Consider the following 13,030-nt stretch of genomic DNA (forward strand, 5'->3'; position numbering starts at 1 on the left):
GGCATTTTTGACATGAAAAATATCGGGTGGTCTGAATGCACAACCAAATATTTGTTGTCAAATTTCAAGCATAAACTCTATGCGTCCATACAGATCAGTCTTTCTAAATCGGATGGCCCTACTCAGGCACTATGTTGTGATTGATCCTGAACAGATTTTTTGGATCATAGTTGCCCTTTATTTTCGAAAGCTTCCCGCTGTTTAGGCCGTATGCACCAGCCATATGTTCCGCTTCGTCTTCGGGCATAAAGTTTACATACGCGCTACCGGTCGCATGAGGCCGCATCTGATCATAAAGTCCTTGCGCCCACGCAATACACTCACCATCCTTGTTTGGGTCTTCCCATCGTGTGTGAACATTCATTATGAAGTGTGCTGATCGTTGCGGATAAGCTGTTGAGTCTGGTTCAATGCGTGCCATTGCGCCACCTACATGCGCTATAAATACTTCGCAAGCAGGGTCGGGAAGGCTGGAAACCGCCTCGAGAAGTCCTGTGATTGCTTCCGAGGAAAGCGCGTCGAAATCATGGCTTTTCCAATAGTTCCGAGCGCCCGGTGTAAGCAAAGGGTCGAATGCTGCTTGCCAGTCTACAAACTTGTGAGGTGAGATGACGTCGGCAATCGGTTCTCCTAGCGCGCGCAAACCCAACATGGCTTTTTCACCATCGCCTATAGGACCACTGTAGCAAGCCGCAAAAATCAGCACCTCTCTCCCATGCCACTCTTCTGGTAGGAACGGGAGAGGAGGAGCTTTTCGCATCACGCTCCAGACGGTCAGCTCATCGGGTGAATCATCTGCAATGGCTGCGAATTCCGCAAGCAGCTCTGGCGCCTTTTCGATCGGGTGAACGATCAGGCCGGACAGAACATCGGGCCCAAGATCATGCAACTGAAACTCGAATGAGGTCACGACGCCGAAATTGCCGCCTCCACCTCGGATGGCCCAGAAGAGCTCCGGGTGGCTTGTGGGCGAGGCGCTGACTATCGCCCCATCTGCCGTGACAACTTCTGCCGACAGAAGATTGTCGATCGTCATTCCGAACTTCCGCGTCGTCCACCCAAAGCCACCACCAAGAGTCAGACCAGCGATACCAGTTGTCGAATTGATGCCGACAGGGACAGCAAGCCCATGAGCCTGGGTTTCGCGATCTACATCGCCAAGCAATGCACCCGGAGCAACCCGAGCAGTCTTGTTGACAGGGTCCACGTGTACCGATTGCATCTGGGACAGATCGAGCAATACTGCCTCGTCAGCAACGGCGTGCCCTGCAATTTGATGCCCACCTGATCGGACTGACATTATGAGGTTGGCGTCTCTAACAAAGTTTACAGCTTTCTGTACGTCGCTCGCCCCCATCGCGCGGATCACGAACCCAGGGTGACGTTCGAACATGCTGTTCCATGTTGTTCTTGCGCCTTCATATTCCGGAGTGCCTTGTAAGTAGACGCCTCCGCGAAGCGAGGAGTTAAGCGCATCCAAAGCGTCTTGACCCACAGTTGCCGTGTTTCCGTCGAGTGTTTTTATGTCGTACATGCATAAGCCTCCCTGTTTTCAGGTCAGGCTTCTTGCGCGGCTGCCTCATGTAGTTGTGACTTCCGACGCGTTGCCCCGCAGAGGAATCGCCTCGGTTTAGGTGTTTGAACTGCGAATATTCAGGCGAATATTCCGGGATCTATCTGATCCACGGGTGTTATGACATCGGCTGGGATGTTAAGGCGCTCGGCCGCCTTTCTGAGACTTTCCTCGTCGGGGGCCTCATACAGGCAGTATGTTTTGCGCTTGTCTGCGCTGAGGAACGAGAAAATCCACTCGACCCCGACTTCGTCATTGATCTCTTTGATGTGAATTTTGTCGTCGTCGCTGACGTTCAGCTGCTCGGCAAAATTTCTCTCAATTATGTACCTTGGCATAATGCTCCCCCAAGCATGTAAATGACTTTAAACAGCTACTCCCTCGAGCTTTGACCTAAGGAAAACCATACTCAATTGCTGTGAAATTGCCAACGCTTCCCCTTCTAGTTGAAACGCTAGTTTCAAATCATTCGTGCGACCCCGTTGCCTTAGCGCGGATGCATACGCTGCCTTGCTGTGCGCAATCCACGGTGGGCAATTCATGCGCGTGTCTATTTCGATGGCCTTATGGAACATCCTCTCAGCGGCGTCCCAGTTTTTCAGCACCGCTGCCAGATTGCCCAGACGTCTTGCAGCCGCCCCGGCGCAAACTGTTGTGGCCCCAGCGGTGATCGTTAGCTCTTCGTATGGGGTCAGCATTTCATAGAGGGTCTCAGCATGTCCCAGATGCTCGACTGCGACACAAATGTCAGCGAGATAAGACAAAGTAGTTGAAAACATAGCATCAAGGGGAAGATCGAAGCCATTCTCTGCCATTTCATTCAGTATGCGTTCAGCTGGTTCCTTGTATCCCAACTCGGCGGCAATAAGGCCAAATCCTGGTTTCCAGGAAATGTCTTCCGGGCTATCCGTCATCAGCTTCTTGATCACCGGTGCAACTTCGTGCAACCGGTTTTGTTCGCGGCGGATGGTAAACATCTGAACACCGAAGACGCCCTCAACATGTTCTCCATGTGTCTGTCGACCGATTTTCACCGCTTCGTTGGCATGCATCTCCGCCTGCTCAAAATTGCCATCCATAATTGCAACCATGGCGCGTGCGTGTTTCTGTACCCAGTAGAGTTGCAGATGGTTGTCCTTTTCCGAAATCTCCGTCAGCAATTCGAGTGAATGATCCATCAAGTCGCGGTCGGCCATTTCGGCCCCGACAAAAAGACTAAGTGTTCGGTCCCGGCCCTGATCAATACTCCCCAGGTTTTCGGCCGCTCGATGCATCGCATCAAGATTTTCACGCCAATGACGTACCTCTCTTCCTTTGCGTGCGACGAATGGTGCCCCAAAATGCATCATCATCACTGAGAATTGGGATTTATAGTCCCCCAGTTTCGCGGCCAGTTCCATTGATTGCTGACCAAAGCGTGCGCCTTCAGAAAACTGGCCGACAAACATATGTGCCCGTGCAAGTTGGCTCATCAATCTGCACTGCCGAACTTCGTCATCGTCGGGAAGGTCGTTCAGAGCTCTAACACAAAGCTCAATGGCCTCGCCGTGTCTCTTACTCGACATCATACACGAGTCCGCAAAATGGTTCGCAGCATCAGCGGCGAGCGCCACATCGTTTATTCCACGGGCGGCGTCCGAGGCCTCTTTCAAAGCCGCTATCCCCTCTGGCAACTGACCCAGGCTGTCATGGCTGCGACCAATCAGGATTTTGGCTTTGATCGTTTCGACGCCGTTGTCAGATCCAAGATTTTCAGCCGCTTTGAGTGTTTCCCTAGCGTTGACCATCGCCTCTTGGCTGGCGGATCGCGCCAATGCCATTTCGGTTGCCGTCTGCCATTTGTCGAACGCAGCACGCCATTCTTCGGCCTCTGAAAGATGGCGGGCAACCAACTCGGGCCGGCGTTCAATCTCTGCTGACCGCAACTGCATCAAAGCACGGGCCACGTTTGCGTGTTGTTGCCTGCGGGTTGAGCCCAACATGGATTGATAGGCGGTATCCCGAATAAGGGCATGACGGAAAACGAAATACCCTCGATTGTGCCCGCTTTCAAAGATCAAACCCGTTCGAGACAGCTCTTCTATACGAGATTGAATTTCCGCACTGGCAAGACCTATTGCGGAAGCCAGCAAGCTAGGCTCGAACTCCCGTCCAATGACGGCTCCTGTTAACGCTACTTGTTTGGCCTCTGGTGAGACTGCGTCAAGACGTGCCATCAATGTGCCTTTCAAAGACGAAGGTATGTGGACTTGCCCGTGCTCACCCGCCTCAACAATCGCCCGGGCCAACTCCTCGACGAACAATGGCACGCCGTCCGTCTTTTCAATGATTGTGGCGATTAGCGCATCGTCCGGTGCTTTTCCGGTAACATTGAGAACTAGGTTCGAAACATGGGTCGTATCAAACCGACGCAGCTGGAGCGTATGTACGTGCGCTTCGCCGTCATCATGGGCAAGTTCCCAGCCGGGCCTGTGGGTGATCAAAATCATCAAAGGCAGATCTGCGCAAATTGCTTTGAAGCGATCCAAAAGAGCTTGGGTGGAAGGATCAATCCAATGCGCGTCCTCAACACAAAGAATAACAGGACGCGTGCTTGCGCGTACCTGAACCGTGTGGATTAACGTCTGAATCGTGAGGTCACGTTGCTCCTGCGGTGACATATCGAGAACGCTTCGGGCAAGAGCACTGTGAGGCGCAACCAGCGCGGCAAAGACGGGCAGAACCTTTTCCCATTCCAAGCCCTCCCGGCTTTCCAACATTTTTTTGACAAGATCGAGAATTTGATCGTCATCAAAATCTGTCCCCACACCAGCATCCTGAGAAATCCTCTGGGCGACGGGGTGGAACGGGCTACTGGAAAGGTAAGGAGAGCAGTTCAGCCTGATAATATCAGCTTCGCTAGCCGCTACGGCATTAGCGAGAAACTCTTCCGCCAATCGCGATTTACCGATTCCAGCTTCACCGGCAAGCAGAACAACCTCTCCCTGACTGTTCTGCGCACGCAGCCATGATTGTAAAAGGATACCTTTTTCGTAGTCGCGACCAATCATGACGCTGCCACTTTCGTCCCTATAAGACGCTCGAAACCGGCTTTCCGCGCTGTGTTCTGATACGACAGTCAAAAGGGTCCGTGGTTCTTTGAAACCTTTCAGCTCGGTTTGTCCAAGAGACGTAAACTCAAATAGCCGATGCAAAGTTTCTTCGGTCTCCTCAGCAGATAAAACAACTGAGTTCGGTTCTGCGTGTTCCTGAAGCCGCGCTGCCAGATTGACAATTGGCCCCGTCATGGCCCCTTCTTCGTAGGTGTTTTCACCGATCGTATCGCCAACTACCACGTCGCCACTCGCGATACCTAACCTGGCTGACAAACGCTCACCGTCAGGTGTTTTAAGCTCTCTGACCCGCCGAACGGCCTCAAGACCAGCCTTTACAGCCCGAACTGCATGATCTTCATATGCCGTCGGCCAGCCAAAAAACACCAGGAGACCGTCGCCCAAATACTTCGAGACGTAGCCGCCATACCTGCTAACTGCACCTGCAACCGCATCCTGGTAGCTCTGCAGCAGTTCGCGCATGTCTTCGGGATCAAACCGGTTAGTCAACTCAGTCGAGGCGACGAGATCAGCAAACAAAACTGTTAAGTGACGCCTCTCTGCGAGCGCTAATGAAGCAGGCTTCCTTGCGGATAAGGTCACGCCTTGCGATTCATCCGAAATGGGGACCCGGCCGACTTCACCTGCATCCGCGTCTACGGCTTGTGGCGGTTGAGACCAGTGCTTTTGGCCAGTCAATTCCTGAACCGCTGCCAGGATGATTTTTCGGTGGCCCAGACTAACCCCAAGCTCTTTAAGGTCGTCGTTTGACAGCAGTGGTAGTACACGCGCGTCGATATCATGCCGTGCAAAAGCGTCTGAGTATTGTCCCAGTTCGAGATCGTCCAGCCATTTGTCGATTTCAATCGCCATAACGGGATCATGCTGAGATACGAGGCGCTAATCAAGAAAACGCTGTAAACACGGGCTGTTTTTTGGCGGCCAAACGTCTGTATTGCCTTTGACAGAAATGACACCTGCTGATCCAACTCTTTTCAGAATGCAGTGGTTTATTGCAGGTAGATCTCCCTTAGCGTGCATTTGCTGCGCTGCCGCGAAAGGCAACTTTGTCCGCAGAGTGGTCGTTCGGATGTACTGCAGCGAAGGTCCGCATCGAGCCCAAAGTTTCCAGTGGTGCTCAGGGCGCGATGGTCTGCGATGCGCAGAAACCGGACTTAACATAGTTAAACGAACGGCCCAAAGCAGACCTCCAACATTGCTCAGTAATGCTGCGGCGTAGCCCATTGAGGCAGACGTCCGCCTCCGACCCGACAGGAACAAATGAACGAATAAATGACGTCGATGGCTCCAGCCAACTTCAACACTATCAATCTGCGTTTGCCTCGTTGGCGCCAACTTTCTCTGCTTTCGGTACCCAGCCAAGCTCTTCAAGTGGCGCAAGCAGTTCATCGGCAAGTTCGGCGTTTTGATAAATGCCGTAGAACATGACGTCGAGTGGCGCGTTGGGCCAACTGCGTTCGAGCTCTTGCAGTTTTCTGGAAGCCTCCGAACTCCGCCCCAGTTTCTGCAAAGCAGCGGCCTGATAGGCCAATGACGGCGCGCTTACCGGGTCGCCAAAGGCGGTAGCGGCCTCAAAGCCTTCCAGCGTCTTTTCATAATTTCCAAGGTGGTAGTTGGCCGCGCCGAAAATGTTGCGGCTCGCAAATCGCTGATTGCTCCGACCCTTAAGGTACGAACGGTCCGCCGCTTCTATCGCATCGTCGAACCGCCCTGAGAAAAGTGAGACCGCGCCGTGAAAATCCAATATGTGCCCGTCCTGCGCAGACATTTCTTTGGCTCGAGATGAAAGGTGGTATGCGGTGTCATAGTCGCCCTTAGCTACCTCAACCCATGCTTTGGCAGATTGAACCCAAGGCTCGGTCGGACCAAAGGTGACGGCCTTTTGTACCATCGCTTCCGCCTGTGTAGCGAACTCGTCCCTGATGGGTCCACGTGGTGACAGTATAGCCAATGTCGCAAGGGTCTGGGCTGCACCTGCATATCCGCCGAAGTAGTTTGGGTCGGTTTCTATGACATGCTGAAAAACGCTGTTGATTAGTTCCTGTCGTGGTCGATCAAAGATAGGAAAGATCATGCCACGTGCCTGTTCGGCAAAGTTCACAGCCTGTAAAGATGCTGCGGATTTTTCCATGACAGCCTGTCGCGTCAGCTGTGCTTGTCTGTCGTCGCTTTCATCCTCAACCGTTGGGTCTGTAACTGGTTGTTTGAAGGTTGAGTGGGCAATCATGCCGCCCAAAGCGCCGCCGATAACGAAAACCGATGCCATCAAAAGGAATGATGTCCGTCGCGGCATGGGTGTCTTGGATATCGGTAAATCTACATGCTCAAACCTCGGACAATATCCGCCACTGAGCAATGACCGCTAAAGGCTCATCCTGCCCGTCTATGCCGGCCCAGAGAATGGCTGCATTGAGCCCCTTGTTCCAGTAGATCTTTGGGTCCAGCAGTTCTTCAGCGCTCCAATTCAGCATGCAAAAATACTGGATGAACAGGAAGGGTAGGAACGCCCTGAATTGTCAGTTCCCTTTCTCCGCGCCAGATAGCGCAGACGACCGCGAGAACGTCAGCGCCTTCCTGCACCGCAAGCTGATAAGCTTCAGTAACTGCACCACCCGTGGAAATGACATCCTCGATGAACGTTACCTTTTTCCCGGCGATGTCCTGGCCCTCTATTGCGCGACACGTTCCGTAGGTCTTTGCCGCCTTTCGAACGAATGCTGCTGGCAACCCGGTTTCAAGGGAAATCGCCGTGACCAAGGGGATACCTCCCAGCTCAAGCCCCGCAATAATTTCCGTATCCGAGGGCAAAAGGGAGCTCATCGCCTGCGCCAGTGGCTTCAGCAAAAGCGGATCACCTTCAAACCGATACTTATCGAAATAGCGGTGCGAGATCTTCCCAGAGCGCAGCAAAAATTCGCCCTCAAGCGTAGCAATGTCGGCCACACGACGGGCGAGTTCAGGTTTTGAAAATGTCTTTAGACTAATCATCGCATCCTCCAGCTTGAAAACGCCCCAGAAGTAGAAGAACGGCAAAACACTGTCAGCCCTTAGTTGTCGGATTGACTGTAATGTCCCGCTCAACTGCCATTTATCACCTAGTTTTAATCGACCTAAATGGTGGTGAACGGCCGGATAGGGCTCTAACCGGGCATCTGAAAGCTCACACATTGATTCAACGTGGTCGATCCGGCTTTAAGAGTGGATTCCACTTACTCGAGTTCTCAGGTAATACGTAGCTATGGATATCGTCGTCATTACGACCATCATCACTTCTCTTTTTGTTGTCATCGGTGTGGCGGAACCGCTGGCCGCGCGAATGCGCCTGCCCTACAGCGTTATCCTCGCCGTTCTGGGGATAGTGATCGGGCTTGGCGCGACGTTCTTTCTCGACACAGACCTGACGGATGCATTGAACCCGGGGGCGCAGGCAATTATCGATCTACCGATCCGGTCAGACGTCTTCCTCTATGTTTTCCTGCCCACGCTGCTCTTTCAGGCGACACTCGGCATGAACCTGCGCAGGATGCTGGATGACTGGATGCCCATCCTGATGATGGCCGTTGTGGCAGTAATTGTTGCGACGCTTTCCATTGGCTATGCGCTCAGTTGGGCAAGTACGCTGCCGTTGGCCGCGTGTCTGTTGATCGGTGCTATTGTATCGACAACGGATCCCTCAGCGGTTGTCAGCATTTTCCGGTCGATTTCGGCACCGCGCAGGCTGTCGCGAATAATCGAGGGCGAAAGCCTTCTTAACGATGCTGCTGCGATTGCTCTTTTCGGGCTATTCATGAGCTTTGTCATGCTCGGGAGACCCAATCCACTGCTAAGTGAAGCCGTGGGGCAATTTCCGCTGTTGATCGCAGGTGGAGTTCTCACCGGTTGGCTCATGGCGCGCACGGCGGTTTGGCTGATGGCTTTCGTAGGCCGCTGGGAAATGGCGCAGATTTCAATATCCGTGTCTCTGCCGTATCTCGCCTATATCGTTGCAGAACAAAGCGTCGGAGCTTCGGGTGTCATCGCAGTGGTGGCTGCAGGTCTTACGCTCAACCTCACAGGCCCCGGTCGTTTGTCACCGGCCACCTGGACAAATCTGCAAGAAGTTTGGGACCTACTGGCACATTGGGCAGGCGCGCTGATCTTTATTCTTGCAGCCTTGCTGATACCACGATTGCTGGAAGAGGTGCGGCCGTCCGACTTTGGCCTGCTGGTTGTGGTGGTTCTGGCCGCCATGTTCGCACGGGCGGCAATTCTGTTCGGGTTGCTGCCATTGCTTACGGCAATCGGTTTGTCACCTGCTGTCGAACGCCCCTATCGCACCGCAATACTGTGGGGTGGGCTGCGTGGTGCCGTGACGCTGGCTCTGGCTCTGGCAGTCACCGAAAGCACGCACATCCCGCTTGAGACGAAGCGCCTGGTCGGCATTCTGGCCACTGGCTTTACGCTGTTTACACTGATTGTTCAGGGTACAACCTTGCGCATGGTGATCACAAAACTGGGGCTCGACAGGCTTTCTCCGCTTGATACCGCCCTGTCGCGTCAGGTGGTCGCCGTCGCCTTGCAATCGGTTCGCGAGGACATGTCCCGCACAGCAGAAAACTATAACCTGACGCACGATATCGTCAGGAACGAAGCCAAACAGTTTAGTGAACGCCTGGACGAGGCCGTAAAGGCCGCTGAAGACAGTGCGCAGATCCTGGATCGTGACCGGGTCACGCTTGGTCTTATTGCGCTGGCCGGTGCAGAGCGGGACTCTGTATTGGCCAGGATGCGAGAACGCACCATGTCATCGGTTCTGAGTGAGAAGATTTTGTCCGATGCGGATCGGCTCATTGAAGGCGCACGGACTGGCGGGCGGATCGGCTATCAGCGCGCATCAAATCGGTCGGTCGTTTACGGCAGATCTTTTCGGATCGCCGTGTTTCTGCACAACCGGCTTCGAATTTCGTTCCCACTCACGCGTATCACAACGGATAGGTTCGAAAGATTGCTCATGCAACGTCTGATCCTGCAGGACCTCGATGGGTTCGTCCGCGGCCGCATCCGCCGGATCCATGGCCGCCGGGTTGCGGAATTGCTGGATGAAGTGTTGGCGCGTCGATCCGAGGCGGTTGAGACGGCGCTTGATGGTCTGAGACTGCAATTTCCCGGTTACGCCGAAAAGTTAGAGCGACGATTCATCCAGCGAACCGCGCTGCGCCTTGAAGAACGTGAATATGCGGTCATGCGCGAAGACGGCCTTGTGGGCGAAGAACTCTATTCCGTGTTGATGCAGGAAGTGGCGACGCGACGTACGTTATCTGAAGGACGTCCAAAGTTGGACATCACTCTTAAAGGACGGGATCTGGTCCGGCAGTTCCCACTGTTTTCCGATCTCGACAAGTCTTCGCTTAGGAAACTCAGCCGGGCGCTGCGTACTCGATATGCCAACGCGGGTGATACCATCATTTCCAAAGACGAATTCGCCCAGAGTGTATTCTTCATTGCTTCCGGAGCTGTTGAAGTGGAACTCGGCCGGCACACCTCGCGGCTGGGTCGTGGTGAAATGTTCGGGCAATTGGCCATGTTATTGAAACGGCCCCGTCGCGTAAACGTGCGGGCATTGGCACCGTCGACGCTGCTTATGCTCGACGAGGCAAGTTTCCGGCGCTTGCTGCGGCGAAGCAAGGCCATGCGAAACTCTGTTAAGATGAGCGCTGACAAGCGCATGATCGACCCCGCGGTGTTGGATCTGGATGAGGCCGAGGTATCCCCTGAAATAGGGACCAAATCTTGAGAGGCTCTCAATTGGAAGGGAGCCGCGAAATCAAAAGTGCTGGTTCACGGACACCAATCGGGTTCTGTTTTGTTGAGTGTCTACACTTGTCAGAGACTTGTTCACTCGAAAAAACCGACACTACCCTCAACAATTCGTACATTCAGCGGCAGCTCGCAACCCGGAGCGGAAGTTGGCAACGACCAATCACCGAAGACATAGAAAATGGGCGTCGCCTACTCTGCCAATCCAGCTTGGCGCAGACCAGAGGCAATGTGTTCCCAATCTGACAAATTGCGCCACATTGGTTGAAAGCCACCGGCCAGAGCAATCAACGTGTTTTCCGGAACTGCCATCCCGCGGCTTGAAAACTCCTGGCGGCGGTGGCGGACAAAGGCTTGCAACGAGGACTCCGCCTCTTTTTGTCGGCCCGAGTGCGCGTATGCTGCCACTAGAAACGCAGCGGCCAATGAGTTCAGCCGTGCTTCGCCAATCAGCTTGCTGACAGCGTCATCATATCGACCCAAAAAGAAATATACCTGTCCGATAATCCAATCGAGAGAAGGCGGATGCAGGGGGTCAAGTCGCATGGCCTCGACAACTATTTCATGGGCCTTTTCATGCTGCCCCAACAACAGAAACCCATATCCGCACCAAGCCATCGATTCCGCTTCATTTTCAATCAATGACAGTGTTTTTTGAAACTGCGTATCGGCCTGATCCCAGAGGCCCGCGCATAGGTACGCATATCCAAGTTGGTCCTGAATATAGACGTCCTTGTTGTCCAAAGCCGCGCCCTGACGCGCGATTTCCAATGCTTGGGAGGGCGCATCGGCGTCGGCAAGACCGAGCCAAAGGTCGACGACATAGGTATCGGCCAGATACATATAGATCCGCGCGTAATTGGGATCGATTGCCAGCGCTTTTTCAAAATATCCCTTGGCTGTGGCGTTGTCGGCGGCGTTCAACCCGTCTCGGAGTGCTTTCCCTCGCAGCAAGAGTTCGTATGCCTTCATCTTGTCTGTGGGCTTGTTCAAGACATTGTTGGCCACGTCGCTTTGAACCCGACCTGGAAGAACCGCGACGACGCTTTGGGTCACCTCATCCTGAACCGCAAAGATGTCTTCCAGTTCGCGGTCGTAACGCTCAGCCCAGATATGTTTTCCAGAGTCAGCCGCGATCAGCTGAGCCGAAATGCGCACTCTGTTTCCGACTTTTCGAACACTGCCTTCGACAAGGTATTGTACCCCCAACTTTGCCGCGATTTCACCAATCTCCAGATCTGAGTCCCGGAACCGAAACGACGAATTGCGCGCGACCACAAACAAGGTCCGAAAGCGGGACAGTCCGGTAATGATGTCTTCGGAAATGCCGTCGCTGAAAAACTGCTGCTCAGCATTGCCGCTTACGTTTGAAAACGGCAAAACCGCGACTGAGGGCTTATCCCGTCCGGTTAGGTTGGGCTCGTATTTTTCAGAACCTTCATGTGCCAAATGGTATATTTTGACGGGCTTTGTTATGTTTTTGAGGTGCTGGGCACCGCCATCTTCAAAGGTTTCTTCAATCAGGTTTCCCAGACTTTCATAAACTATGGAAGAGATGCAAACCCCGCCCACTTTTGCTGCGGCTTCTAGGCGCGACGCCAGATTGACACCGTGCCCGTAGACATCGCCCTCATCAACAATCACGTCGCCCAGATGCACTCCGATGCGCAGTTTTATCGCTGAGTTTTGAACCGCCAGATCTTTCTGGATCTCGATGGCACACCGAACAGCATCCACGACAGAGGGAAACTCAACCAATGTGCCATCCCCAATCAACTTGATCACCCGGCCTTTGTATTGGCTGACTTTGGGATCAAAAACACATTCGCGATGAGTCTTGAGGTGCATCAAAGTGGCATCTTCGTCTTCGATCATCATCGAAGAGTATGCAACAACGTCAGCGGCAAGTATGGCGGCGAGTTTGCGTTCCAAAAATGACACCTCTGATTAGGAGGTCATATTCAACTTTGGGAAAGATCATCACAACACCTTTCTGGGAACACCGCACAAATACAAATTGCCGAAGGTTTTACTGGCGTTGCCGCCGAACGTTTCGGGATTACGGCAGAAGTTCGTTGTTTCAGAAAGAGTGCCCGCTTCTCAGAATGCAACCTGGTTTGCAACGGTCGCTATCTGCGCTTCACTGACATCGCTGCCCTTGACGAAATTGAGCGAACCGAAGGCCTTTCTGCGCCAGTGATTGAAGAAACACTGAGCCGTGTGTGGATACGGAAATTTACGCGCTACTCAAGTGTAGTCGAAAGCTGGATGGAGGCAAAACTGGATGGAGGCAGCGTTTATCAAACGTGGCTAAGGAGTGATCGAGCACTTCTATTATACTCGCTGCTGATTACGGCACCCTGAAGAATGGAAGTATGCGATTGAGTTGGTTGGGGAACTTTTGGGATTGCTGGCGTTAGGGGCGTCCCAGAACGACGAAAGCCGCCCGTGGGCGGCTTGTTCGACAGTAATGGTTGCGGGAGTAGGATTTGAACCTACGACCTTCAGGTTATGAGCCTGACGAGCTACCGGGCTGCTCCATCCCGCG

8 protein-coding genes and 1 tRNA gene are annotated in these 13,030 nt (G+C 53.4%); 1 reads left to right on the forward strand and 8 read right to left on the reverse strand.

Annotation, left to right across the window (positions count from 1 at the left end):
• Window positions 1–118: 118 nt before the first annotated feature.
• The 6 genes from AC2FID_RS22055 to pyrE form a co-directional block, all read right to left on the reverse strand.
• Window positions 119–1,534: an FAD-binding oxidoreductase gene (locus tag AC2FID_RS22055; RefSeq protein WP_496838725.1), complete on the reverse strand. Its 1,416-nt coding sequence runs from the start codon at window positions 1,532–1,534 to the stop codon at window positions 119–121.
• Between the two features lie 119 nt (window positions 1,535–1,653).
• Entirely contained in the window at window positions 1,654–1,911 is a 258-nt protein-coding gene (locus AC2FID_RS22060) for a DUF4242 domain-containing protein (RefSeq protein WP_058274660.1), read from the reverse strand.
• Window positions 1,912–1,938: 27 nt separating this feature from the next.
• The gene (locus tag AC2FID_RS22065) at window positions 1,939–5,538 is read right to left on the reverse strand and encodes an adenylate/guanylate cyclase domain-containing protein (protein ID WP_496838727.1); all 3,600 of its coding nucleotides are present in this window, start codon (window positions 5,536–5,538) and stop codon (window positions 1,939–1,941) included.
• Window positions 5,539–5,992: 454 nt separating this feature from the next.
• On the reverse strand, window positions 5,993–6,952 hold the full coding sequence (locus tag AC2FID_RS22070; RefSeq protein ID WP_496838729.1) for a tetratricopeptide repeat protein: 960 nt from the start codon (window positions 6,950–6,952) through the stop codon (window positions 5,993–5,995).
• A gap of 58 nt (window positions 6,953–7,010) precedes the next feature.
• Window positions 7,011–7,157, reverse strand: a complete 147-nt coding sequence (locus AC2FID_RS22075; protein ID WP_496838730.1) for a hypothetical protein — start codon at window positions 7,155–7,157, stop codon at window positions 7,011–7,013.
• Window positions 7,138–7,854 carry an orotate phosphoribosyltransferase gene (gene pyrE, locus AC2FID_RS22080; protein ID WP_496838731.1) on the reverse strand — a complete coding sequence of 239 codons (717 nt, stop codon included), beginning with the start codon at window positions 7,852–7,854 and terminating at the stop codon, window positions 7,138–7,140. Before pyrE ends, AC2FID_RS22075 begins: the two co-directional genes overlap by 20 nt.
• A 70-nt stretch (window positions 7,855–7,924) precedes the next feature.
• Between pyrE and AC2FID_RS22085 the strand changes: the two genes are divergently transcribed.
• Window positions 7,925–10,459: a cation:proton antiporter gene (locus tag AC2FID_RS22085; protein WP_496838733.1), complete on the forward strand. Its 2,535-nt coding sequence runs from the start codon at window positions 7,925–7,927 to the stop codon at window positions 10,457–10,459.
• 215 nt (window positions 10,460–10,674) lie between these two features.
• On the opposite strand, the gene AC2FID_RS22090 is transcribed toward AC2FID_RS22085, so the two are convergent.
• Both AC2FID_RS22090 and AC2FID_RS22095 read right to left on the reverse strand, forming a co-directional pair.
• Window positions 10,675–12,414: an adenylate/guanylate cyclase domain-containing protein gene (locus AC2FID_RS22090; RefSeq protein WP_496758758.1), complete on the reverse strand. Its 1,740-nt coding sequence runs from the start codon at window positions 12,412–12,414 to the stop codon at window positions 10,675–10,677.
• A gap of 539 nt (window positions 12,415–12,953) precedes the next feature.
• A tRNA-Met gene (locus tag AC2FID_RS22095) sits at window positions 12,954–13,030 on the reverse strand.

The sequence above is a fragment of the Ruegeria sp. CDSC068 genome, assembly GCF_059610545.1.